Source organism: Aurantiacibacter gilvus (assembly GCF_038289935.1).
GTDB classification, from domain to species: Bacteria; Pseudomonadota; Alphaproteobacteria; order Sphingomonadales; family Sphingomonadaceae; genus Alteraurantiacibacter; species Alteraurantiacibacter gilvus.
The window spans coordinates 46,528-70,840 of the sequence record NZ_JBBYHV010000001.1 but is presented as its reverse complement, the minus strand read 5'-3'; the positions used below and the strand labels follow the sequence as shown (position 1 = coordinate 70,840).

Sequence of the window (24,313 nt, the reverse complement as noted above, 5' to 3'; positions counted from 1 at the left end):
CGACCGCATGAGGGAAGTCACGCCAGTACTGGCGATCAATAAAACACGGCTATGTGCACTTGCCTTGGCAACCAGCAGCCTGGCTTGCCTCGCTCCGGCTGCCATGGCGCAGGACACGAGTCCGCCGACTCGCGGCGAACTGACCGCGCCGCAAGCCCGTCCGGAAGTCCGGCAAGGCATGTCGCTGACCGTTGACGGACAGATGGAGCGACGCGCCTGCGCGCTCGACAATCCGGACTACGATGACCTGACCTTCACCCTGAACGACGTGGTCTACACGGGCGCGGAGCTTGCGCCCGATGCCGACCTCGCCCGGGCACACGAATCGTACCTGGGCCAGGAACTGCCGGTCCGCTCGCTGTGCGACATCCGCGATCGTGCTGCGGCCGCTCTCGCTGATGCCGGATACCTCGCCGCTGTCGAGATCCCGCCGCAGAGCCTGGGCGACGGCGTCGCCGAAATGCGCGTGGTGCTGGGCCGCCTCGTCGCGATCCGCGCCCGCGGCGAAGTCGAAGGGGTGGAAAGCCTGCTGTCGAACTATCTCGACAAGCTGGTCGAACAGCCGGTGTTCAACGTGAACGAGGCCGAGCGCTACCTGCTGCTGGCGAACGACGTGCCGGGCATGGAACTGCGCCTCTCTCTGCGCCCAGCCGAAGGCGGCCAGCCGGGTGAGCTGGTTGGTGAAGTCGCCGTGCTGCGCGAAACCTTCGTTATCGATGCCAATACCCAGAACTGGGGCAGCCGCGCGCTGGGCCGCTACGCCGGACTGGTGCGCGCCGAAGCCTATGGCCTCACCGGCATGGGCGATCGCACGTCGATTGCCTTCTTCTCCACGCTGGACCTCGAAGAGCAGCAGACGTTGCAACTGTCGCACGACATGCGGATCGGCGGCGATGGCCTGACGCTGGGCGGCTCGCTGACGCTGGGCTGGACCGAACCCAGTGCCCTGCCCGGTTTCGAGATCGCATCCGAGACCGTGCTGGCCAATGTCGAAACCAGCTATCCCTTCCTGCGCACGCAGGAAGCCTCGATCTGGGGCGCTGCCGGCCTCGACTTCGTCAACCAGGACGTGACCTTTTCTGGACTGGAACTGACGCGCGACCGCCTGCGTACCGCCTATGTCCGCGGCAATTTCGTCCTGGTCGACGCGGATTCGATTGCCCGCCGCAACGGCTACACCCCGTACGAACCGCAGAGCCGGCTGGCCGGCCTCGTCGAGTTCCGCCAGGGGTTGGACGTCTTCGGCGCGACCGGGGACTGCCGCCCCAACCTCAATGCCTGCCTGCTGGGCGGCGCGGTACCGCCCGCCCGCATCGAACAGGATCCGACACCGACCCTGCTGCGCGGGCAATTGTCCGGCGAGTATCGCCCGGTTCCGCTGCTCAACATTTCCTACGACCTGTCAGCCCAGGTGAGCGATGATCCCCTGCCCGCATTCGAGGAATTCGCCGGCGGCCGGTACACTGTGGGACGCGGCTACGATCCCGGCGCGATCATCGGCGATTCGGGTGTCGGGTTCTCGCTGCAGGTCGGCTACGGTTCGCTGGTTCCCACCAGCCTGACCGACATCGTGGTCCAGCCCTATGTCTTCTTCGACCATGCCAAGGTGTGGAACAACGATCCCAGCCTTGCCCTGGACGACAGCGACGAGCTGACGTCGGTCGGCGTGGGTGTCCGCGTGGTACGCGGCGCCAACCTGCAAGGTGACTTCGCCATCGCATTCCCGCTGCGCACACTCGATTTCCAGACCGAGCGCGGTCCCGCCCGCTTCCTGTTCAACATCACTGCCCGGTTGCATCCGTGGAGGCCGTCATGACCAAACCCCGCTCCCTTACGCGTGCCTTCCTGCTGCAGGGTTGCGCCCCGCTGGCGCTGTCGGTCACGGCCATTGCCCTGCCGGTCACGGCCGAGGCCCAGGGCGTGAATGGCACCCCGACCGTGGCGCAGGGTTCGGTTTCGATCGACCGTGGCACCACGGGCGTCGATACGCTGAACGTCACCGGCACCAATGCCATCGTCGACTGGGCACCCGATACGGACGACAACGGCGCACCGCTGATCTTCCTGCCCGACGGCAACTCGCTGATCTTCCGTGGCAATGCTGGCGCGACCAACTTCGCCATCCTCAACCGTGTCCTGCCGACAGCGGTGTCCTCGCCCACGGAGTTCGCGGGGACAGTACAATCGTTCCTGACCGATTCACTGGGTAACCCGACAGGCCCAGGCGGCTTTGTCGCCTTCTATTCGCCCACCGGCATCATCGTCAGCGGCACGGCAGTGTTCGAAGTGCCGCAGCTGCTGCTGACCACCAATGCGCTCGACACCACCAGCTTCACCGACTTTGCCAACGGCACCGGCCCACTGCTGCTGTCGGGCGACAACTCCTTCGTCCAGATCGACCCTGGCGCAAGCTTTAGCGGTACGCCCGAAGGCAGCTACTTCATTGTTTCCTCGTCGAATATCGCCATGGGCGGCGATGCCTATTTCAACGGCTCTACGGCCTATGTCGGCGGTATCGAGATGTCGCTGGCGCACAGTTCCGGCCTGTTCGACATCATAGTCCAGACCGGCAGCGAAGGGCTGGCCGTCCGACATACGGGCAGCACGGGCGGACCGTCCAGCACGGGCGCTGGCGACAATCACGTCATCTATGGCGTTACCCATGCGGTAGATTTCTCGACCACCGGTGTGTCGATGCTGTTCAGCGGCGATCTGGGCTTCGATCCCGCGGCCGTAGCCACCACGATCAATGGCGACATCATCCTGTCGGCGAACCACGACGTCAGTGGCCTCAGCGTCGATGGAAGCTCGATCAGCCTCGGAATCAACGCGGTTTTCGACGGACGGTCCCAGGCCAACACCGCCCAGGCAGATCTGTTCGTTGCCGACGTCAATGCCACCAGCAGCCTGCTCGCGATTTCTTCAGGGCAAACAATTGCCGACGGTTTCGGGAATTTCTCCGACGATCTCCTGCTGGTGGGCCGCGACCAGGCCGTGCTGAATGTCGAATTCACTTCTTTCAACATCGGCGGCGACCTGCTGGTTTCTTCGCGCGGCTTCTTTGATCCGCTTGGGAGCGGGTTTCCCGCGCTCGACGCAACTGGCGGCTTTGCATCGATCCGATCCGGCATAGACAGTTCGCTCGATGTCGCCGGGAACACCCTGGTGACAGCTGACGCGAGACCCGATTTCGACATCGGCCAGGGAGTGACCGGGGCTGCAAGTGCCGGCCAGGCGCAGATCCTTTCGGACGGCGGCCTGATCGCCCTCCGCGGCGACGTCACGATCAGCGCAGAAGCGCGACCGAGCGTGTTTTCCGGCGTCAATTCCTCGGGCCAGTTCTTTGGCGGGCAAGCCGAATTGATTGCCGCCAATGGTGGTTTTCTGCAAATCGATGGCGCGCTGGCGATGAACGCCGATGCGACCACTCCCGACCTGAACGGCCCCTCACCGGAAGCCGGGGCGAGCGCCTTTGCCGGTGATATCACGATTTCCGGTCTTGGCAGCGGCAGCACCTTGCAAGTCGGTGGAGTGGTGCTCCTCGAAGCCAATGCCACGGTGGGCGACGGTGTGATCTCTGATGGCGCAGGCGGAACCGGTTTGGGCGGCACCATAATTGTCGATGCATTCGGCGGCGCCGATGTCCAGTTCCTCGCCACCGATCCCGGCGCCTTCCGCGCGGAAGCCGAAGGTAACGGCGGCAACGACACGGGCGGCGGCGGCGGCGATGGCGGCGACGGCTTCGGCGGCCTGATCGCCTTCAGTGCCGATAATGCCAGTCTCAGTATCGCCGGCAGCTTGCAGGCAAATGCGATCGGTCGCGGCGGATCGGGCTTCAATGGCGGTTCCGCCAGCACATTCGGCGTATCGATCGATGCCTTCCAGAACGCAACGGTAGCAATCGGCGGCCCCTTCCTCCTTTCCGGCGCCGTCGGCGGCACGGCATTCGGAGGGATCGGAGGCCAGGCCACGGGCGGCACTTCACGTATCACCGTCGTCGATTCCACGTTCACATCTACAGCCGGCGCGGCCATTTTTTCCACCGGCTCCGGCGGCAACGGCAACAGCACCGGGGGAGACGGGCAAGGCGGCAATTCGCTCCTGCTGGTCGACAACAGCACGGTGACCTTCGGTTCGTCGCTGAACCTTTCGGCCGGGGGGAATGGCGGCGACGGGACTGCCGGCGATCCCGGCGGGACCGGGACTGGTGGCCTTGCCCAGGTCCAGGTCCTTGGCGGCGGCACACTCAACGTGAACGGCACCGCGACCGGCGTAGCTATGTCGACGACGGGAGTCGGCGGCGATGCCGATGCCGGGGCTGCCGGCGCCGGCATCGGTGGCACGGCGGAGTTCCTCATAAGCGAGAATTCCACGGCCACGGTTGGCCGTCTGGCAGCAGGAACCGTCGCCTTCGGCGGTGACTCTATCAGCGGACTCGGCGGTGCGGCCCAGGGCGGATCGGTGCTGGTCGATGCCAGCATCGGCGGAACGATTACCGTAAATGGCGGCCTGTTCTCGATTGGCGGTAACGCAACTGGTGGAGACGGTGCGACGGGTGGCGATGCCATCGGCAGCACGGGAACGCTGCATGTGGATTCCACCAGTTCTTTCTCCAGCCTCACGACCTCGCCCGTCGCCAACAGCCAGGCGACCGCCACGGGCGGCGCCGGCCTGGCCGGTAACGGCGGCAACGCACTTGGCGGCACGCTGAGCTGGCAAGTCGACGGCGGGCAGATAGGCTTCGTCGGTTCGCAGGTGCTCAATGTCAGCGCCACGGGCGGTGCTTCCACCGGTGGAACGGGCGGCACCGGTACCGGTGGCCTGGTGCTAATCGGCAACTTCGGCGGGGTGATCGATACCGTAGGTACTAGCACCCAGATCAACGCCACCGGCACCGGCGGTGAAGCTCTCAGTCCCGGGCAGACAGCTGGCGACGGTACTGGCGGTTTTGCGGATGTTACCAGCCTTGCCGGAGCCAGCAGCCAGTTCGGCTTCTTGACCTTGATCGGACGCGGCACCGGAGGCACCGGAACCGACGCAATCGGCGGCACCGGACAAGGCGGCAATCTCAACGTGCTGGCCGCAGGCGACGGTACCAGCCTGACGGCCGTCAGCCTGCAGGCACTGGCAAATGGCACCGGCGGTGCGACCACCGCAAGCGGTCAATCCGGGGGCTCCGGCTTTGGTGGCGGTGTGGCGTTCAGCAACCAGAGCAACTCGTCCATCTCGACCGGCACGCTCACTGCCAATGCCGGCGGCACCGGCGGCGTCAGCAGCACCGGTACAGGCGGCGATGGCTCCGGCGGCGATGTGCTGCTGAACAACGACAGTTCAGACCTGACGACAACAGGAGCTCTTCGCCTGCTTGCAGCGGGCACCGGCGGCGACGGTGTCGACGGTGGCACCGGCACAGGCGGCGTGGCGCTTGCCTTTGTCACAGGCCCGTCGACACTGTCGGTCGGCACCGACTTCATTCTGGACGCGAGCGGGCACGGCGGCACGCCCACCAGCGGCAGCGGCGGCGATGCCGTGGGTGGATTCGCCACCCTTGAACTGTCTAACACCCCGGCACCTACGCCGACGCCGACGCCTACTCCAACTCCGACCCCCACGCCGACCCCCACTCCGACACCCACTCCGACACCGACGCCGACCCCCACGCCGACGCCGACGCCCACTCCGACACCGACGCCTACTCCAACTCCGACCCCCACGCCGACGCCCACTCCCACGCCGACGGGTACTCCGCCCACGGCGACGATCGGGGGCGACCTGCTGCTGGACGCATCGGCCACGGCGCGCACCGGTAGCAACGCCACGGGCGGCTCGACCGCGCTTCTGCTTCGCGAAGGCGCAGACTTGCAGGTCACGGGCCGGACCGACCTGCTGTCGGAGGCCGATGCTAACGATGGCGCCGACGGCGTGATCGGTGGCCTCGCGCAAGGTGGCACCAATGTGCTGGAGATTATCGATTCCAGCGCGGCCCTCACTGGCGCACTGCTGCTGGATGCCGACGGAACCGGTGGGGATGGCTCCACCTCCGGCGACGGCCTTGGCGGGATCAGCGAGATTACTGTCAACAACGCGAGCGTCACCCTTGGCGCGAACTACAGCCTCTACTCGATCGGCGTTGGCGGGTTCGACGCCAGCACCACCGGCTCCGGCGGGGCCGGCATTGGCGGCCAATCCACCCTTAGTATCGTCGACAGCACCTTTACCGCCACCAATGGCTCCGGCATTTTCGAGGCCGAAGGGCTGGGGACTGGATCGCAGAACGGTTCCGGCGGTGACGGCATCGGTGGCGCGGCGACGGTCATCATTGACGGCTCCACCGTCGATCTGGGCGTTGAGCTGAACCTGTTCACCCTGGGCGTCAGCGGTGGATCCAACACGGGGGATGGCGGCATAGCCGCGGGCGGCACCAATGTGCTGACTGCAACGAACAGCTCCATCACCGTCGGCGATGTCATCTGGGAAAACACCGCGACCGGCAATGGCCAGTCGCCCGGTGGCGATGCCACCAACGGCGTGCAGAGCATCGTACTGGACGGCTCCACGCTCGACGCAGCCAGGTTGTTCCTGTTCGGCGGCGCGATAACCCGGGCCGTCGACGGCACGGCCACTTCGGGCGATGTCCTGATCCAGCTGAGCAATGGTTCCATTGCCAACTTCACCGACGTCTATCTTGAGACCTATGCGATTTCGACTCGCGGGTCCGGGGTGACCACCGCGGGCAACATCACCATTGAAACGATCGACGGCCTCGATCCTTCGTCGCTGAACATGGGCGCTACCGAGCTCTACATCGAAGCCGGTGGCGGCACGACCAACACCGCCGGTTCGTTCAACATTGCCGCAGTTGGCGGCGATATCGCCCTGAACTCGCTCGACGTGTTCAACCAGGGCGACCTGCCTTCCGCTACCCAGTCCAGCCTGTTCGCCGACAACGGCACGATCAGCATTCCTTCCTCCATGCTGATCGATATGCGCGGCGACCTGCAGCTGGGCTATGCCAACGGCGGCTCGATCGTCGGCGGCGCTTCGCTCTCCTCGCTGAGCGCAATCTGGGCGACCAACGTGCTGGGCACGCTGTTCATCGACGGTGACAGCACCGCGCAGCGCAGCATTGCCGCCGACATCGCCACCCTCAGCGCGCTCGACATGGAAATCGGCCCGAACGCCAACTTCGGCGCGACAGACCTGCGCCTGGTCTCGCTCGATACGGACAATCGCAACATCATCGGCGGCACCACGGCCGGCAGCGGTTTCACGCTGACCGATGCCGAGATCGCCAATGTCACGGCCGATTTCCTTGCCCTCAACACGCCGGTCACGATCGACCCTGATATCGACGTCGAAGTGCGCGACCTCAACCTGGTCGGCTCGCAGGCTGGCGGCGAACAGGTGATCACAATCTCGTCGGACGGCGTGATGCAGATCCTGGGCCAGGTCCGCTATACCTCTGCTGCGCTGACCGACGGGCTGAACTTCAATGCCGGGCCCAGCCTGCAAATGCTGCTGCCCACGGCCAGCGTCTCCGCTTTCGACGACACCGGTGCGCTGTCCGCGTCGCTGCTGTTCGCGGCTGACAGCATGATCTTCGCCACGGGCAGCACCACTTCGGTGATCCTTGCCGATCCCGCCGATCCCGCCATCCCCGGACTGCTTGCCGACTTCAACAACTCGGGCATGACCAGCGCCTACAACTACGCCAGCGCGCACAGCGTGCAGCTTTCCGGCACGAATTACATCTACGGCCAGAACAGCGGTGATGCAGTCCACCTCGGCGGCATCGAGATCTCGCTACTGGGCGGAACCTTGACCATCAGCCAGATCGATCCCCTGCCGACCGATCCGCCGCTGGTCACGATTGCCTATGGCATGGCTTCGGACGCGACGAACGATGCCTACGTCTACGATGACGACTTCTTCTTCGACCGCGTCACCGACAATACGCTCGACGGCCCGTTCACCAACGAATCGACACTGAACAACTGTCTGATCAACGCGCAGAGCTGCGGCACGCCCACTCCGGAGATCTTCGACGAGCCGAATACGCCGCCGACGAAGACCTTCCTCGAAGAGCCGCTCGAAGAGGATGACCGCGAGAACGAGGAAGAAGGGGCGCCGGTTTCGACTCCGCAGTCGGACGAACAGTTCGGCCCCGAGTTCCCCGGCCTGTTCAGCGCCCCGATCGTCAACGAGGACGAACTGGTGCGCGATCCCGTCACCAGCGGCAACGACACGGCGCTCGGCACACAGAGTTCCGGCAGCGGGGGAGACGAGCAATGACCATGACCCTCTCCACAATCCGCCGCGTGGCGATCGCCAGTTGCGGCGCGCTGGGACTGGCTGCGACTGCGCAACCCGCGCAGGCGCAGAACGTGCCCGTCGCGCTGCTCGATTCGGTGCCCATCGGCGATACCGGCACCTGCGAAGCGCAGATCCGTCCGCCGCAGTCCGGTGATGGCCTGTTCGACCGCCGCTACGTGGTGATCTGCCGCGATGCAGCCGCGCCCGTCGGCACCCTTGCCGTGCTGCGCAATACCGACGCGAACCAGCTGCTTGCCGATGCGCGCAGCAACGGGGCGACCTGCACCCGCCGCGACAATGTCGCAGCACCGCAAGGCCTCGCAGATGCCGCCACCTACTCCTGCACCGCTCCGGATGACGGCCTGCAGACCGAAGTGATCGTCGGCAGCAATGGCGGCAACACCTACCTTGCCAGCGGCGTGGCCGCCTATACCGATGCGCTGCGGCTGGGGCTGGCCAGCCTCGCGACGGACCGGCTGGTGCCCGGCGACGTCTCGATCCCGCTGACCCAGGCCAGCGACGCGCGCGCCTTTGCCCGTTCGCAGGCAGAGGCGATTTCCGCCGACGCCGCCCTGACCGAGGCCTATCGCCGCTCGAACGCGGGTGCCTATGCCGAAGCGGCAGAATTCTTCACCGCTGCGGCGGAGCAACTCAACGGGGCAGCGGCCCTCGAGGCACGGCTCAACGCCGGCCTGCAACAGTCGAACCTCGGCAACTACCTCGAAGCTGCGCAGGTCTTTGGCGCCGCCCGCGAGCAGATTGGAGACCATCCGATCCTGACCCGGCTGGCGCGCAATTTCGAAGCGCTCGACGCGCTCAACCGCGATGCCCCGGCCGAAGCCATCCAGACGCTCGACACGCAGTTGCCCGGCAATGCCGGCAACCTCGACGCCTTGCGCGCGCTGGAGGTCAGCGATCCGCTCTCCACCCGCCTGATCGCCGAGCAGGAGAACGCCATTTCCGGGGCCACCGGGCAGCTGACCCTGCTTGAACGCACGACCTTGCTCGACGCCCAGGGCTGGCAGATCCGCGCCACCGCCCTGCGCGAGCTGGGCCGCACGGACGAAGCCCGTGCAACCTTGCTGGCCGCGCAGGACGACCTGCTGGAAGTCCGCGACGGACGCATCGTCTCGATCCTGTGGCTGCGCTCGCAGGTGCTGGGCGAACTGGCCGAACTCGACGAGCTCGATGGCGACCTCGCCGGGGCCGAAGCCCTGCACCGGCAGGCCGTCTCGCTGCTGGAGGATTACTATCCCGGCTCGCCCGCGCTGGTCAGCGCCCGCGCGCAGATGGCTGCCTTCCTTGCCCGCAGTGGCCGCAACGACGAGGCCCTGGCGCTTTACGGCTTGCTGGTGGAAGATGCCGACAGCAAGCCCAGCGCTACCCTGCGCCGCCTGCTCTCGCCCTATTTCGCACTGCTGGCCGAGCGCAGCGACGAGGCTGATACCGCCGAACGCATGTTCGCTGCCAGCCAGCTGCTGCTGCGCCCCGGCCTCGCCCAGACGCAGGCCGTGCTCGCCCGCGAGCTGTCGGGTGGCAGCGACGAGTCGGCCCAGCTGTTCCGCCGCTCGCTGAACATCGGCCGCGCCATCGAACAGATGCGCGGCGAGATCGCCCAGCGCGAGCTCACCGGCAACGTGGAAGAACCCGATGCTGCCGCCGAACTGGCCAACATGCGCAGCCAGCTTGCCGCCTTGCAGACCCAGCAGCTGGAACTGCAACAGGCGCTCGCCCAGTACCCGCGCTACCGCGCTGTCACCGACGACCAGATGGGCCTGGCCGAATTGCAGCAGGTGCTCGCCCCCGGCGAGGCTTACTACAAGCTGGTGATGCTGGAGGAGGATGCCTACGCCATCTATGTCGAAAGCGGCATGGCGCGCGGCTTCCGCGTGGAAGCCGGCACTGCCGAGATCGACATGATGGTGGACGCCCTGCGCGATTCCATCGCGGTCGAACTGGGTGGGCAGACGATCACCTACCCATTCGAAATTGGCCTTGCCCGGCAGCTCTATATCGCGCTGTTCGGGCCGGTCGACGGCCAACTGCGGCAGACAAGTCACCTCGTCTTCGAACCCGACGGCGCACTGCTGCGCCTCCCTGCCAACCTGCTGGTGATGGATGACGACAGCGTCACCCGGTACGACGCCCGCGTGGCTGCCGACGAAGACGCTGCCTTCGACTATCGCGGCACGCAGTGGCTGGGTCGCTCGATGCAGATCTCCACCGCCGTTTCGCCGACCGGCTTCCGTGACGTGCGCCGGGCGCGCGCTTCGGACGCGACGAGCGAATACCTCGGCCTGGGGCAGAACCTGCCGCTGGGCGACGGAGGCTTCCCCTCGGGCACGCGCGCTGCCAGCGGGGGCATGAGCGACCGCTGCTATTGGGAACCGTCGGTGTGGAACAACCCCATCGCCGCCACCGAGCTGCGCACCGCAGACCGGATCGTCACCGCCGAAGGCGGGCAGGCCGCAGTGCTGACCGACGCGGCCTTCACCGACACGGCCCTGCTGGGCATGGACCAGCTCGACGAATACCGCATCCTGCACTTCGCTACCCACGGGCTGGTCACGGCCCCGGCCCGCGACTGCCCGCCGCGCCCCGCGCTGCTGACCTCGTTCGGCGATAGCGACAGCGACGGCCTGCTCAGCTTCGCCGAGATCTTCGACCTGCAGATCGACGCCGACCTGGTAATCCTTTCCGCCTGCAACACCGCCAGCGCGGGCGGCTTGGTCGCCAGCCGCGAAGCCGGCATCAGCGGCACCGGCGACTTCGCGCTCGACGGACTGGTGCGTGCCTTCGTCGGCGCCGGCGGCCGGACGATCGTCGCCAGTCACTGGCCAGTGCCAGACGATTTCGACGCCACCGGACGGCTGATCTCGGGTTTCTTCGAGGCTGAGGCGGGTGAATCCACTACCGAGGCGCTGCGCCAGGCACAGCTGGGACTGATGGAAGACGAGGATACCTCGCACCCGTTCTACTGGTCGGCTTTTGCCGTGGTGGGTGACGGCGCGATCCCCGTCCGCCGCTAGGCGCGGGAAAGCAGGGTCACCGCTGCTCGAGCGGCTGCATGCCGTAGGGCAGTTCGCTGGTGAAGGCCTCGATCTGCACCACGCGGCCATTCTCGAAGTGAAGCAGCTCCACCACCTGGTAGGTGAGCGGGTAGCTGTTGCCGTCGCTCGCGGGCTTGTCCTCGAACTGGCGATAGACCGCGAGCCCGCGTTCCTCGTCCATGGCGAGCAGTTGGATGTCGCGCACCTGCTCGACACCTTCGATGCCCGGGCTGCCGAAGCTGCTGGTGCAGTCGCCCACGTTCATGCCGTTGACGATCCAGCTGCACTCCTCGCCGAAGATCTCGGGCGCGGGGCCGTTGGGTGCGAGCGCGGCGAAGAACTGTGCCGATGCGGCGGCCATGGTCGCACGGTCGGTGCGCGCCGAGGCGGGCAGCACGGCATAGTCGTTGGCGCTCTCGGTCATGGCAAAGGGCGGGCCGTATTCGCTGCGGCGGATAGTTGCATCGACGCTGCCCACCGCGCTGCCGTCTGCGGCAACCGTGATCGCCGCCCAGGCGGGCTGGCCGTGTTCCTCGATCCGCCCGATCCAGACTGCGCGGCCAGTCTCGGCATCGGCCACAACCAGCGGGTCTGCATCGACGGCAGTGACCGTGCGCCAGATGGACTCGCCCACGCGGATGCCCACGCTGTTCTCGGCATAGCCGACCGGATTGTCCGACCAGTTCACCGCCTGCCAGTCATTGCCGACCATGGCGTTCACCAGCGTGCGGGCGTTGGCGGACAGGCAGACGTCGTCGCAGAGATCGGGGCGCGCGGCATAGACGGGGAAGTCGGCATCCGGCCCCCAGAACGCGTTGTGCATGAAGTAGGGGACGTAGGTGAAGGTCGCCTCGATCCGCTGGATCTCCGCATTGCGGATGCGGAAGGCTTCCAGCAGGGTGATCGAATTGGGCCATTTCAGCGCGGTGCGCATCTCGCGGCCATTGGTCAGCAGGTAGCGGTCGAACTCGTTGGCATGGTCAAAGAAGCCCGAGGCGACGACGACCCCGCGCCGTTCGTCGACCAGCGGCAGCTCGCGCCGGATGCGCTTGTTGATGCGATAGAGACCCAGCTCGAATTGCTCGCGGCAGCCCGAGGCGATGGCGGCGGCGCTCTGCTGTTCGCCCTCGCGCACGGCGGTGGTGAGGATGCCGTTTTCCAACCGGCTGCAATCCTCCGAGAAGGGCGCAAAAACCTGTCCGTCGTTCAGCTCGACCGTGTCGAAATAGGCATCGGCAATCGCCAGCATGCGCTCGCGCGGGCGGCGCTCTTCCTCGGGCAGGACTTCGACGAATTCGGGGAAGTGGACCATGTTCTCCCAGTCGCCAAAGGGCGCGGGCAGGCCGGTGCGTCGGTGGACGACGCTTTCGATCTCGTCGATCAGCCCGTCCTCGACGTGGATACGCACGGCGTAGAAGGCGGCGTGGTCGTTCTCGCGCACCGAGCCGAACCACGCGGCGTGCCCCGTCGTCTCGTCCGCCACGACGAGGCCGTTGTCGTCCACCTCGCGCACGGTCGCCCACAGGCCCTCGCCCACCTCCAACGATACGTTGTTCTCGGTGAAGAGGACATGGCCCGACAGCGGCAGTACGGCGGCATTGCGTCCTTCCAGCGCATCCATGTGCGCCTCGACCATGCCGATCAGGCAGTCATAGTCGCAGCTGGTGTCCGGCACGGCGGAACGCTCGCCCGGCGCCTGTGCCAGCGCGGGGGTGGCAAACAGCATGGCGGTGGCGAGCAGCGCGGTCTTGGCCTTCATTGTCGGTCCTCTCTCACAGGTTACGGATGCGCACTGGCATCGGCGTAGTCTTCGTTGGCGCGGGCGATCAGGAAGGCGTGGATGGCCTGGGCATCCTCTTCGCTGAGCTGGTCACCGAAGCCGATCATGCCGCGGTCCGCGAGCGTGCCGCGCAGCACGATGTCGGCAAAGGCGGCGCGCGTTTCGGCGGTCATCCAGCGCAGGTCCGCCACGCCGCCGACGGCGTCGGGACCGTGGCAGCGGGCACAGTTCTCGCCATAGAGCTCCCGCCCACGCGACACCTGCGCTTCGGGCGCCATCAGGAACGGCGGACGCGGCAAGGCGACGGGCTCAGGCGGGGGCGGCAGCGTGACGCCCGTCGCATCGAGCCGGAAGACCAGCAATCGCGCTGTCGAGTTGCGCAAGGGCGCAAGGTTGTAGACCGGCGACCCGCCCCAGCCCGCGTTGATCGCGATATATTGCACGCCATCCACCATGTAGGTGATCGCGCCCGCCACCGGGACCTGGTCGATGGGCATCTCCCACAGCAGCGCGCCGCTGTCGGCAGCATAGATCGCCAGGGTCTGCTTGATCGTGCCCTGCACCAGCAGGTTGCCCGCCGTCGCCAGGACGCCGCCCGATCCCGGGTGCGGATAGGTGACGCGCCATGCCTCGCTCTGCGTTACCGGGTCCCATGCCAGCAGGTAGCCCTGCTCCTCGGCGCGGGCGCGCTCCATCAACTGCGCCCGCAAGTCGGGATCGCTGCGCCGGTCCTGCCCGGAGTTCGAGCGATGGTAGGTGAATGAGAAGTCCTCGGCGTCCATCGCGGCGTAAACGTCACCCTGCTCCTGCGCCGAGAGGTAGACGAGGCCCGTCTCGGGATTGAAGGCCATGGGATGCCAGGTGTGCGCGGCGAGCCAGGAGGGGCTCATCAGGTGCGGGGTCTCGCCATTGTGCGCGCCGCGCTGCAGGACGGGACGGCCCGTTTCCATGTCGATATGGCTCGCCCAGGTGTTCTGGCTGACATAGGTCTCGGCAGACAGCAGCTCGCCGCTGGCGCGGTCGATCACGTAGAAGAACCCGTTCTTGGGCGCCTGCATGATTACCTGCCGCTCGCGCCCGCCGATCTCGAGGTCGGCCAGCATCATCGGCTGGGTGCAGGTGTAGTCCCAGTCCTCCTCCGGCACCATCTGGTAGTGCCAGCGGTATTCGCCGCTGTCGGCATCGACCGCCACGATCGAGCACAGGAACAGGTTGTCCCCCTGCCCCTCGCTGCGGATCGACCACATGTGCGGGCTGCCATTGCCGGTGCCGATGTAGACGAGGTTGAGCTCGGGATCGTAGGCGAAGGCATCCCATGCGGTGCCGCCACCGCCCCAGCGCCACCATTCGCCCTGCCATGTTGGCATGGCGATCTGCATGGCAGAGTCCGATGCCTCGCCATCGGGGCCGTCCGCCGGGTTGCCGGGCACGGTGTAGAACTTCCACAGCTGCTCACCGGTTGCGGCATCGTAGGCGACCACGAAACCGCGCACGCCGTAGTCGGCGCCGCCGTTGCCGATCACCACCTTGCCGTCATAGACGCGCGGCGCGCCGGTGATCGAATAGGCGCCCAGCGGCGGGCCGGCCTCGAAAGTCTGGGTGGTCCAGACCTCCTCGCCCGTCGCCGCATCGACCGCGATCAAGCGCCCGTCGAGCGCGCCGATGTAGATCTTGCCGTCCCACGCAGCGATGCCGCGCGAAGAAGGGCCGCAGCAGGCCAGCCGCGCCCATTCGGCACCGACCTCGGGGTCAAAGGTCCACAGCTCCTCGCCGGTCGCGGCATCGTAGGCGGTGACGACGTTGTAGACGCTCTCGTTGTAGAGCACCCCGTCGACCACCAGCGGCGTCGCCTGTACGCCGCGCATGGTCTCGAGGTCGTCGAACCAGGCGAGGCCGAGGCGCGAGACGTTGCTCTCGTTGATCTGGTCGAGCGGGCTGTAACGCTGCTCGTCCCAGCCGAGGCCGTGGCTCATCCAGTTGGCCGCGTTGCCGGGGGCGGCAATGGCGCGCATTCGCTCGCCGTCGACAGCGGCAGGGCCACTCGCCACGACCGGCGCGCTGCCCGTGGTCGCCGCAGCACAAGCAGCCAGCGCCAGCGCCCCGCCGAGAATGCCCAGCTGCCTCACCCGCATTTTCCTCTCCCCTCGGGCAAATCGTTGACTTTGCCCGACACCTTTGTGCAAGGCTTTGCCGCGCGCGACAACAGGTTTGTGCGGGGAGAGCGAATGATGGGCAATGTCTGGTCGGTTCTTGGCATGACGCTGGCAATGACGGCATGCGCTACGCTGCCCGAATCCACAGACGCGCCCGCCGAAATCCTGATGCAGGGCGAGCGCCTGCATCCCGAGAGCATCACCAGTGACGCGCGCGGCACGCTCTACATCGGCAGCAATCCCGGCACGGTGTTCCGCGCCTTCGCCGGTGACCCGGTAGCGGTGCCGTGGATCGTCCCCGACGAAACGAACGGCCTGCAGACCGTGTTCGGCGTGCTGGTGGACCAGCCGCGCGGGCTGCTCTGGGTCTGCTCCAACGCCATGGGCGGCGAAGGCGAGACGGCGATCAAGTCCTTCTCGCTTTACACCGGCGACCTTGCCACCAGCTATCCGTTGGCAGTGGAAGGCCCCGCCATGTGCAACGACATGACCGTGGCGCCGAACGGCGACGTCTATGCCAGCGAGACAACGGGCGGGCGGATATTGGTGCTGCGGAACGGCGGCAGGCAGTTCGAACACTGGGCCACGGACCCCGAATTCGCCAGCCTCGACGGCATCAGCTTCGGCCCCGGCGGTGAGCTCTACGCCAATGCCATCCAGCGCAACACGCTGCTGCGGGTCCACCGCAATGCCGACGGCAGCTTCGCGCGTGCCGAGGTGCTGGAAACCTCCGCCCCGCTGTCCGGCCCTGACGGCCTCCGTCCGCTCGACGACACCCGCATGCTGCAATCGGAAGGCAATGCCGGAACCATCACCGTGCTCACCTTCGCCGAAGGCCAGCCGGTGCAGGTCGAGGTGATTGCCGAGGGGATCGACTATGCCAGCTCGGTGACCATGGTGGGCGACCACGCCTGGTACCCCGAAGGCAAGTTGCGCTTCATGTTCGGCCCTGACGCCGGGGAGGACCCCGGCCCCTTCGTGGTGCGATCTGCGCCGATCCCTCCGGCAGACTGACTAGCCTGCCGCGAAGGCGCGCCGCAGCGCATCCACCTTGGCGGCGGTGAAACGCTGCGAAACTTGCGCCTGCGGCACCAGCTTGTCGAAGGCATGGAAGGCGCGCGGGGCGAGCAGCAGTTCTGCCGCGCCGCCTGCTTCGGTAAGCCGCTGCGCATAGGCCATGTCTTCCGCCATGAAGAGGTCCGCGCCGCCGGTGCCGATCCACGCGGGCGGCAGGCCGGCCAGCGACTCCGTGCGGGCAGGCACGCCCGCTGCGGGCACCGCCGCGCTTCCGGCATCGACACCGAGGAACTGCGTCCAGCCGAAGCGGTTGGAGCGCGCGTCCCACAGGATGCGGCCGATATGGTCCGGTACGGGCACGGTCGAACCGGTGCGATCATCCAGCATGGGATAGACCAGGCACTGGAAGCACACCGGCACCTCGCCGCGATCGCGCGCTTCGATGGCCAGCAGCGCCGCATGGGTGCCGCCCGCGCTTTCGCCCATGACGGCGATGCGCTGCGGATCGAGGCCGATGTTCGCGGCGGCGCCGTGGAACCACTTCAGCGCGGCGTAATTGTCTGCCACCGATCCGGTGTAGCGCGTCTCCGGGGCCAGCCGGTAGTCGATCGTCAGCACCATGCAGTCGAGCTCGGTCGCCAGTTGCTGCAGGTCCGCCAGCTCGTTGCGCGCCGCGCCAAGGATATGTCCGCCGCCGTGCGTGTGGACAATCCCGGGCCGCGCGCCAGGCTGCCCGCCATTGACGAGGAATGCCACGACCTCGGGCTGGCCCGGCAGGCCAGGGATGCGCAGTTCCTCCACCGGCACGTCCGGCGAAGGTGGCTGGGCATTGGCAGCGGAGCCCGCGCGAATGGCGGCAAGACTCTCGACGGTGAAATTGGTGCCTTCCGGCGAGAACATGGCCTGCGCCATGGGCCGCAGCTCGGGATCGAGGAAGGCAATCGGATCGATGCCCGAAGCGGTGGTGGCGGGCGGATGCTCGTGCGCCATGACCGCCAGCGAAGGGCCAAGCAAAGTCGCGATTACTCCGGCACCGCCCAAGGCCAGCGCCTGCCTCCTGTCCATGTCCATCAATCCCTCCCCACGTGTCGATGTTGCCAGCGATATAGCTGTCAGGCGAAAGGTCCGCGCCAGTCGGGTTGCCGCTGCTTGCGGCGGGTTGAGCGCGTGAGCGCCGGCACGGCATCGCGCGCCCAGTAGGTCATGCCCCAGACTTCGCCCACTCCGGCCACCAGTCGCGCGGAAGGCGCGCCTGGAGGAGCAGCGCGCACGGGGACGGCAGCCAGCGCCGCACAGCCCGTTGCCCCGGCCAGCAGTCCACGCCGCGAGACCCTCATGCCAGCACCCATTGCCGCAGCGCGGGATCGGCGCCCGGCAGCGCGCTGTCGGCGACGGTCATGGCCAGGGAATGGTCGCGTCCGAAAGTCTCGCAGATGAAGCGGTCGGACCACAGGGTCACCCCTTCGATGCGCGGATTGGCGGCGAGCGCCTGCGGTATCCGCTCGCGCCAGGCAAGGCCAAGATCATGCTCGCGCGAGTCGAGTACCGGCACACCCTGCGCGCGCCACTGCTCTGCAAGCTGGCGCGAGGCGGCAAAGCGGGCGTCGAACAGGAACAGGCCCGGACGCGCCTCCCGCGCGTGCAGCACCGACGGCGCAAGGCTGGTGGCGGCAAGCGCGAGCGTGCCCTTGAGGGTCGTCCTGCGGGTGATCGCGATCATTGCCCGGTCTCCAGATAGGCGGCGATGGCGGCAAGGTCCGCATCGCTCAGTTCAGCTTCGCGTATTTGCGGCATCGAGCCAAGCCCGCGTCGCACGACCAGGGTGACAAAGGCCGCCGGCAGCACCTCGCGCTCTTCCAGCAGGGCCTGCCCTTCGGGGACGCGGCGAGACAGCACGCGCGTGCCGAACCCGCCTTCGAGGTGGCAGCCGCCGCAGCGCTGGTCGTAGAGCGCACGGCCATCGGTTGCCGCTTCTTCTGCCGGTGCAGCGGCAAGGACGGCGGTCCCGCCGAAGGCCAATGCCGCTGCCATTACCGTCACTGCGCGCATCATTCCCCGGCCTCCCGGTAGGCGCGTGGCCAGATACCCATCTTGCCCGGAGCGATGATGCCGTGCGGATCGACCGCGTCCTTCACCGCCTCGTTCCAGCGCCGCAATGCACCGTTGTTGTAGTCATAGCTCCGCGCCACTTCGTCGTAGAACAGCGTGTGGGTGCGGTATTCGCCCCAGCCGTTGCGCGCGGCCGTCTCGATCAGGTTGGAGAACAGGCGGTTGGCGCGGCCGGTCATTTCCTCGTCGTCGCGATTGAACACGATCATGCTGATATGGTTGAGATATCTCTGCCCGGCGGTGAAGCCACCATAGTAGTCGAACCCCGCGTCCTCGTACATGGCGCGCACAGTGGTGTATTGCCGCCATGCCTCCTCGCCCGAGAACACCGAGACCGGCGAGAAGGTCAGGTGCCCGCCGGGTCCGCCCAGCCAGTCCACCACGCCCAGCGCGCCGAGCGACGGGGTCGGGTGACCCGAACCGCGCAGTTCCTCCCCCCGGTTCCACTCGCTCGCTTCGAATTCGTAGGGCACGGCGGCGGCGAAGGCAGCCTTGACCTTCTCGGCATTGATCAGGTTGACCTGCTTGTCGCCGAACAGCCGCACGCTGAAGTTCCAGTGCCCCGTGCCCGCCTGCTGGCGCGCTCTCTCCAGCGCTTCGGGCGGCATGGCACCAGTGCCGGAATAGAAGGTGGAACGCGGGCCGCGCACGGCGAGCGAACGGATGATGTTGCCGAAGCTGGGATTGGCCTGCACCGTCCCGTCCAGCTTGAGCGGCCGCAGGGCATCGACGGCGGGCAGCAAGTCCTCGATCCGCTCCATCGACATGGCGAGATTGATGGTATGTTCGGGCTCCGGCATCAGCCACAGGCCCATCTTGGTGGCGATCCCGAAATTGGATTGCATGAAGGCCGCATCCCACGACGGGCCGAAGCCATAGGGGAAGGCCTGCCAGGTCTGCGATCCCTCCAACGCGCCCATGCCGGTGCGCAGCAGTTCGCCGGTGCCGGTGATGATCTCCAGCCCGCAGACCTTGGAGGCGTGCTCGCCGTAGGGCGTGTAGCCCACGCCGCGTTCCAGCGCATTGCCCATGACGCTGCCCCATGTGTGCGCCGGGGCGGACATCCACAGCGGAATGTCGTTGTCGACCAGGTAGTGGTAGAGATCGTCGAAGCCGACGCCCGGCTCCACCACCACGTAGCCCATGTCCACATTGACCTCGAGAATGCGGTTCATGCGGATGAGGTCGAGCATGACCACTTCGCCGGTGCGCGGTGCCGCGCCGCCATAGCCGAAGTTCTTGCCGCGGCTGACCGGCCACAGCGGCACGCCCAGCTCGCCCGCCACGCGGACCACGGCCTGCACCTCCTCGACGCTGGCCGGGGCTACGGCCCCGCGCGGCGCGTAGGACAAGGGTTCGCGCGGTGCCATGGCGTCCTTGTAGGCATGGGCCGCGTCGTCGCCGCGCCATACGTGCTCCTCGCCGACAATCGCGGCGAAGCGGTTCAGCGCGGCATCGAGCCTGCCGGCGTCGAGTACGATCACGAGGGCATCATCCAGCGCGGCACCCAGTTGCCGTGCACTTGTCCCGGTGCCTTGAAGGGCAAGCGGACCTTGGCCACGGGGCCAGCGGCCAGATCGCGCGTGTCGCCGATCACCAGCTCGCTCTTCATGGTCTCGTAATTGGTCGCCAGCGCCATGACCCAGCCATCGGCCTCGGCAGCGTCAGGGCTGCGCGGGGCGAAGGCCACTTCGGCGAGGCCATATTCGGGACCTGCAAACATGGACTCCACCGTGCCCCCGGCAAGGTCGAACTTGCCAAGGCTGTTGACTGGCCTGCGCCCGCCCGCATCCCCGGCGAAGGGCAGGTACTCGTCGGCATAGCCCAGCAGGCCATAGCGGAAGTCGTGCCCCAGGAAGCGGTCGTCGATCCGGCTGAGCGCGCCCGCCTTGTCCTGGAAGCGCTTCTCCTCGGTCCAGCCGTCATCGGCGGAATTCATGTCGATCACGTAGCGGCGGATTGTGGTGCGCGCGGCGGCCCCGTCGAACGGCGCATCCTCCACATCGGGGAAGAAGGGGAAGGGATTGCCGTCGCTCACCGCCGCATCCAGCGTGATCACCCCGTCGCGGTCAGTGGCGGAGAATGTGTGCACCATGGCCATGGCCGGGCCGGTGAACCAGCGCACCGCGTTCGAGCTGCCATGACGCGACAGGACGCCGATATGGCTCGGCTTCGAACGGTCCCAGCCCCAGTGGACCTTGCCCTCCTGCAAGCGTTCCATGCTCGAGACCATGCCGTAAACCGGGATCAGCACGTAGTTCTGCGAAATGGCGATATCGTGCACCATCGACAGGAAGGGCGCGGCGAACTTGCGTTCGGAGGTCACCGTTCCGTCAGCGGCAATGGTATAGAGCCAGATGGCATTGCTCGCGAGGCCTTCGGCTTCGTAGCCGTAGGCGATCATCTCGCCCGTCCGCCCGTCAACCTTGGGGTGCGCGGTAAAGGTAGGCGCCGTGTAGGCGCCGTCGAAATCGAAAAACCCGCGCGTTTCCAGCGTGTCGGGGTCCAGCTCCATCGGCGGAGCGTCCTCCTTCAGCGCCAGCAACTTGCCCGCGAAGACGATGATATTCGTGTTCGACTGGGTATCGGCCCGGCCGTACTGGCCCTGCTGCTCGCCTTCGTGGGTAAAGGGGTTGCGGTAATAGCCGAACAGCTGCTGCCGCGCCGCCTTGTTCGCAAGGTAGCGCGGCGTTTCGACGAAGCGCGAAGCGAAGTCGCACGAACCATTGGCGATGCGGAACATGGTGGCGATGCCGTCCGCCGCGAAAGGGGAATCGTCGCGATACTTGGGCGGATAGAACCACTCCCCGCCCACGCGGTAGAATGTGCCGTCGAGATCGGGCGGCAGCTCGCCGACAATTTCGCAATCGTGGATCTGGCTGTTGAAACGTGCGGGCTCGAAATCGCCCTGGAGCGAAGGATAGCCTTCGTAGGATAAGGTCATTCGTTGTTGTGGGCCCCGCGGGGCCATCCCTTCCCGTTTGAATTGCATTGCAGATCACAAGCAGGCGAGCGATTGTCAACAATTTTGCAAACGCTTGCAGCCTTACGATCCAATCGATTACGTGACATGAGAGGGTGAGACGGGACAGGACGGGAAATGAAATTGCGCACAGGTTCGGCCAACCGGCTCGGGGCTCGCGAATGAGCGTCCTTCCCCCTGGCATCGACGCGGCGACCTTCGCCCGCGCGCTTGACGAGTTTCGCGCGGCTATCGGCGCCGAATACGTCTTCGCTTCGGACAACGACCGCGCCAGCTACCTCGACCCCTTCGACATTGGCGAGCAGGACGCCCACGCCACCTCCGCCGCGCTTGCCCCTGCCGGGGTGGATGACCTGCGCGCCTTGCTGGCGGTGGCCAACCGCTACCGCATCCCGCTCTGGCCGGTCTCGATGGGCAAGAATCTTGCCTATGGCACAGCCGCCCCGGCCATGCGCGGAACGGTGGTGCTCGACCTCAAGCGGATGAACCGGGTGCTGGAGGTGGACGAGGAACTCGGAACCGCCCTCGTCGAACCCGGCGTCAGCTTCTTCGACTTCAAGGCCGAACTGGACCGGCGCGGCTCCGGCCTGTGGATGTCCGGCCCCTCGCACAGTTGGGGCAGCGTGATCGGCAACGCGCTGGAGCACGGAGTCGGCTACACCCCCTACGGCGAACACGTGGAGCAGATCTGCGGCCTGGAGGTGATGCTGGCCGACGGTACGCTGGTGCGCACGGGCTTCGGCGCACTCGAAGGCACCCGCGAATGGCAGGCCTTCAAGTGGCCGTTCGGCCCGGGTCTGGACGGCATGTTCACCCAGTCGAACTTCGCCATCGTCACCAAGATGGGCCTGCACATGATGCCGGAGCCGGAAGGCATGGCCGGGGTGAGCATGTCGATCCCCCTTCGCGAGGACTATGCCGCGCTGATCGACACACTGCGCCCCTTGCGCATGACCGGGGTGATCAATGCGCCCTACACCATTGCCAATGGCTGGCGGCAGATGACCGGCGGCCGCACGCGGTCGCAGGTCTACACCGGCGAAGGCGCGGTGCCGCGCGAGCGGATGGAAGAGCTGCTGGCCGAACGCGGGCAAGGCTGGTGGAGCCTCACCTTCAACCTGTTCGACAGCCCCGAGGGGCTCGACCTCAAGCTGTCGAAAATCCGCGAAGCCTTCGCTGCCAGCCTGCCCGAAGCGACCATGGAGGTGCGCCGCTGGCGCAAGGGCGAGCCGCAACAGGCTTGGATGCGGCAGGATGTCAGCCTGGCCCCGCTCGGCGTGGTCGACTGGGGCGGCAACCCCGGCGGCCATAGCGACTTCGGCCCGGTGGTGGTGCCCATCGGCGAACGGGCGGAGCAGGTCTACGCAATCATCGAACGCCGCTTCATCGAATATGGCAAGGACCCGTGGATCGGCATGTTCGGCATATCCAGCCGCGCGCTGATCTTTGTCGCGGACATGTTCTACACTCGCACCGATGCCGGGGACACCGCGCGGTGCCGGGCGCTGTTCAGGCAGCTGTGCGAGGATATGGCCGACATCGGCGTCGGCCTCTACCGCACGCACATCCGCTTCATGGAGGACGCCGCGCGGATGCATCGCTGGAACGACCACGCCCTCCCTGCGCTCAACAACCGGATCAAGGCCGCGCTCGATCCCAATGGCATCCTCGCGCCCGGTAAGCAGGGCATCGGCACCTGGGAGGACGGAGAATGACGCGCCGTCTGCTGGCCCTGCCCGCCGCTGCGATCGGTGCGGCCATGCTGCTGCCGCTCGGCTCGGTGGCGCAGGAAAAGGCCGCCTTCGACCCCGCCGCCTTTTACGAGCAGCGCTGCGCCTATTGCCACGGCCCCGGCGGCTGGGGCACGCGGCGGCTCGAACCGCGCGCGCCCGAGGGAGAAGCCGAACTGCTCAACCGCACCAGCCTGCCACCTGCCTATACCGAACTGGTAGTGCGCCGCGGGATCGGTGCCATGCCGCAGTTCACGCCCACCGAGCTGACCGACGCGGAGCTGGCCGAACTGGCCCGGTGGCTCGAAGACCGGAACTGACGGGCTGCGGACGTCTTGCTGCATGCTCATCGAGCATTCTCGCTGTCAGCTTGTCTTCGGATGGACTGAAAGGCCGTCTAATGCCGTTCGGAAAGAAGTGGTGGAAACAGCCGATCGCGCCACAACGAAACATGAAGATTGCTCTCCATGCCTGTTGCTCGCGCCGCGGACTCTGCAAACAGCAGTGAGTATAGATGCATGCAATACAAGAAAAATGGTGCCAGAAGAGGACTCGCTTTTAGACTATAACCATCTGTTAAATATTGGATAATATAGCTTCTGTTGTTAGGTGGCCCCCAAAATGGCCCCCACAAGGCTTGAGCAGGAAACTAGCCTTTCGGCGGAATCGGCACTTTACTTCGGTGCTTCTTGAGTAGCGTGGCAGCGTTTGCATAGTCACGAGCTAAGCTCGCCCCCTCAGTCGCAACACGTTGCACCAAGCCGTCGATCTGCTCCAGCGTCAATTCACCGCTGGCCATACCATGCATCAGCTCGTCTCGATCTTCCTTCCATTTCCACAACGCCGTCTGCTTCTTGTCTTCAACGTCATGTTCGGGAAAGTATGCGGCGAGCAATTGATCGTTAGAAGTTCGGTCTCGCAGCTCCTTAATCTTGTTGCCCATCATCCTGATGGGTTTTCCTTTGTGGTCGTTCTCTCCTCCGGAGTTCCTCAGCAAAGAAACCAGCCGGTCTTCCAATATCGCGTAAGCATACCATGCCGCTTCAAACGGCATGCCAGCCTCTTGTGATACAGTCATTCGATCCATGAAGACCTCGAATAGCGCACGCTTATTCGTCACTAGCCCCTCCTCGGCTCCGCTGACTATGCAAGCCAACATCTCAGATAGCTTGCATCGC

General features: G+C 66.3%; 15 protein-coding genes. 6 read left to right on the top strand and 9 right to left on the bottom strand.

The window, feature by feature from the left end; genetic code table 11:
• The first annotated feature begins 64 nt into the window (after nt 1-64).
• Genes AAEO60_RS00335 through AAEO60_RS00325 form a run of 3 tightly spaced genes read left to right on the top strand, consistent with a single transcriptional unit; the run spans nt 65 to nt 11,342 of the window.
• The gene (locus tag AAEO60_RS00335) at nt 65-1,816 is read left to right on the top strand and encodes a ShlB/FhaC/HecB family hemolysin secretion/activation protein (RefSeq protein WP_341671650.1); all 1,752 of its coding nucleotides are present in this window, start codon (nt 65-67) and stop codon (nt 1,814-1,816) included.
• Complete coding sequence (locus AAEO60_RS00330) at nt 1,813-8,292, top strand: beta strand repeat-containing protein (protein ID WP_341671649.1); 6,480 nt, start codon at nt 1,813-1,815, stop codon at nt 8,290-8,292. Before AAEO60_RS00335 ends, AAEO60_RS00330 begins: the two co-directional genes overlap by 4 nt.
• Entirely contained in the window at nt 8,289-11,342 is a 3,054-nt protein-coding gene (locus AAEO60_RS00325) for a CHAT domain-containing protein (protein WP_341671648.1), read from the top strand. The genes AAEO60_RS00330 and AAEO60_RS00325 overlap by 4 nt, the downstream gene beginning before the upstream one ends.
• Nucleotides 11,343-11,358: 16 nt before the next feature.
• Here AAEO60_RS00325 and AAEO60_RS00320 read toward each other — a convergent pair whose 3' ends face one another.
• Nucleotides 11,359-13,122, bottom strand: a complete 1,764-nt coding sequence (locus AAEO60_RS00320) for a DUF8021 domain-containing protein (RefSeq protein ID WP_341671647.1) — start codon at nt 13,120-13,122, stop codon at nt 11,359-11,361.
• Between the two features lie 20 nt (nt 13,123-13,142).
• Entirely contained in the window at nt 13,143-15,275 is a 2,133-nt protein-coding gene (locus AAEO60_RS00315; protein ID WP_341671646.1) for a PQQ-dependent dehydrogenase, methanol/ethanol family, read from the bottom strand.
• A gap of 93 nt (nt 15,276-15,368) precedes the next feature.
• Here AAEO60_RS00315 and AAEO60_RS00310 point away from each other — a divergent pair, with 93 nt between their 5' ends.
• Entirely contained in the window at nt 15,369-16,310 is a 942-nt protein-coding gene (locus AAEO60_RS00310) for an SMP-30/gluconolactonase/LRE family protein (RefSeq protein ID WP_341671645.1), read from the top strand.
• Here the strand turns inward: AAEO60_RS00310 and AAEO60_RS00305 are convergent, their stop codons facing one another.
• The 6 genes from AAEO60_RS00305 to AAEO60_RS00280 are packed head-to-tail and all read right to left on the bottom strand — an operon-like array spanning nt 16,311 to nt 21,366.
• Nucleotides 16,311-17,378: an alpha/beta hydrolase gene (locus tag AAEO60_RS00305; protein WP_341671644.1), complete on the bottom strand. Its 1,068-nt coding sequence runs from the start codon at nt 17,376-17,378 to the stop codon at nt 16,311-16,313.
• Nucleotides 17,379-17,425: 47 nt separating this feature from the next.
• Nucleotides 17,426-17,650 carry a hypothetical protein gene (locus tag AAEO60_RS00300; protein WP_341671643.1) on the bottom strand — a complete coding sequence of 75 codons (225 nt, stop codon included), beginning with the start codon at nt 17,648-17,650 and terminating at the stop codon, nt 17,426-17,428.
• A complete protein-coding gene (locus tag AAEO60_RS00295) occupies nt 17,647-18,033 on the bottom strand; it encodes a hypothetical protein (RefSeq protein ID WP_341671642.1) in 387 nt (128 codons plus the stop codon). Before AAEO60_RS00295 ends, AAEO60_RS00300 begins: the two co-directional genes overlap by 4 nt.
• Nucleotides 18,030-18,365 (bottom strand): c-type cytochrome, encoded by a 336-nt coding sequence (locus AAEO60_RS00290; RefSeq protein WP_341671641.1) that lies wholly within the window; start codon nt 18,363-18,365, stop codon nt 18,030-18,032. The genes AAEO60_RS00295 and AAEO60_RS00290 overlap by 4 nt, the downstream gene beginning before the upstream one ends.
• Nucleotides 18,362-19,906, bottom strand: a complete 1,545-nt coding sequence (locus AAEO60_RS00285; protein WP_341671640.1) for an FAD-binding oxidoreductase — start codon at nt 19,904-19,906, stop codon at nt 18,362-18,364. Before AAEO60_RS00285 ends, AAEO60_RS00290 begins: the two co-directional genes overlap by 4 nt.
• Nucleotides 19,903-21,366, bottom strand: coding sequence for a carotenoid oxygenase family protein (locus AAEO60_RS00280; protein ID WP_341671639.1), 1,464 nt, complete (start codon nt 21,364-21,366; stop codon nt 19,903-19,905). The genes AAEO60_RS00285 and AAEO60_RS00280 overlap by 4 nt, the downstream gene beginning before the upstream one ends.
• A gap of 200 nt (nt 21,367-21,566) precedes the next feature.
• Here AAEO60_RS00280 and AAEO60_RS00275 point away from each other — a divergent pair, with 200 nt between their 5' ends.
• Together AAEO60_RS00275 and AAEO60_RS00270 are read left to right on the top strand one after the other, a co-directional pair.
• Nucleotides 21,567-23,120 (top strand): FAD-binding oxidoreductase, encoded by a 1,554-nt coding sequence (locus tag AAEO60_RS00275; RefSeq protein ID WP_341671638.1) that lies wholly within the window; start codon nt 21,567-21,569, stop codon nt 23,118-23,120.
• Nucleotides 23,117-23,455, top strand: a complete 339-nt coding sequence (locus AAEO60_RS00270) for a c-type cytochrome (RefSeq protein ID WP_341671637.1) — start codon at nt 23,117-23,119, stop codon at nt 23,453-23,455. The genes AAEO60_RS00275 and AAEO60_RS00270 overlap by 4 nt, the downstream gene beginning before the upstream one ends.
• 329 nt (nt 23,456-23,784) lie before the next feature.
• Here the strand turns inward: AAEO60_RS00270 and AAEO60_RS00265 are convergent, their stop codons facing one another.
• A complete protein-coding gene (locus tag AAEO60_RS00265; protein ID WP_341671636.1) occupies nt 23,785-24,255 on the bottom strand; it encodes a hypothetical protein in 471 nt (156 codons plus the stop codon).
• Nucleotides 24,256-24,313 lie beyond the last annotated feature (58 nt).

Bases quoted from the DNA above. Each gene is read 5' to 3' on its own strand.
- AAEO60_RS00295 (WP_341671642.1), bottom strand. From the start codon at position 18,033: ATGATCGCGATCACCCGCAGGACGACCCTCAAGGGCACGCTCGCGCTT.
- AAEO60_RS00270 (WP_341671637.1), top strand. From the start codon at position 23,117: ATGACGCGCCGTCTGCTGGCCCTGCCCGCCGCTGCGATCGGTGCGGCC.
- AAEO60_RS00280 (WP_341671639.1), bottom strand. From the start codon at position 21,366: ATGACCTTATCCTACGAAGGCTATCCTTCGCTCCAGGGCGATTTCGAG.
- AAEO60_RS00320 (WP_341671647.1), bottom strand. From the start codon at position 13,122: ATGAAGGCCAAGACCGCGCTGCTCGCCACCGCCATGCTGTTTGCCACC.
- AAEO60_RS00325 (WP_341671648.1), top strand. From the start codon at position 8,289: ATGACCATGACCCTCTCCACAATCCGCCGCGTGGCGATCGCCAGTTGC.
- AAEO60_RS00275 (WP_341671638.1), top strand. From the start codon at position 21,567: ATGAGCGTCCTTCCCCCTGGCATCGACGCGGCGACCTTCGCCCGCGCG.
- AAEO60_RS00315 (WP_341671646.1), bottom strand. From the start codon at position 15,275: ATGCGGGTGAGGCAGCTGGGCATTCTCGGCGGGGCGCTGGCGCTGGCT.
- AAEO60_RS00330 (WP_341671649.1), top strand. From the start codon at position 1,813: ATGACCAAACCCCGCTCCCTTACGCGTGCCTTCCTGCTGCAGGGTTGC.
- AAEO60_RS00300 (WP_341671643.1), bottom strand. From the start codon at position 17,650: ATGAGGGTCTCGCGGCGTGGACTGCTGGCCGGGGCAACGGGCTGTGCG.
- AAEO60_RS00290 (WP_341671641.1), bottom strand. From the start codon at position 18,365: ATGATGCGCGCAGTGACGGTAATGGCAGCGGCATTGGCCTTCGGCGGG.
- AAEO60_RS00305 (WP_341671644.1), bottom strand. From the start codon at position 17,378: ATGGACAGGAGGCAGGCGCTGGCCTTGGGCGGTGCCGGAGTAATCGCG.
- AAEO60_RS00310 (WP_341671645.1), top strand. From the start codon at position 15,369: ATGATGGGCAATGTCTGGTCGGTTCTTGGCATGACGCTGGCAATGACG.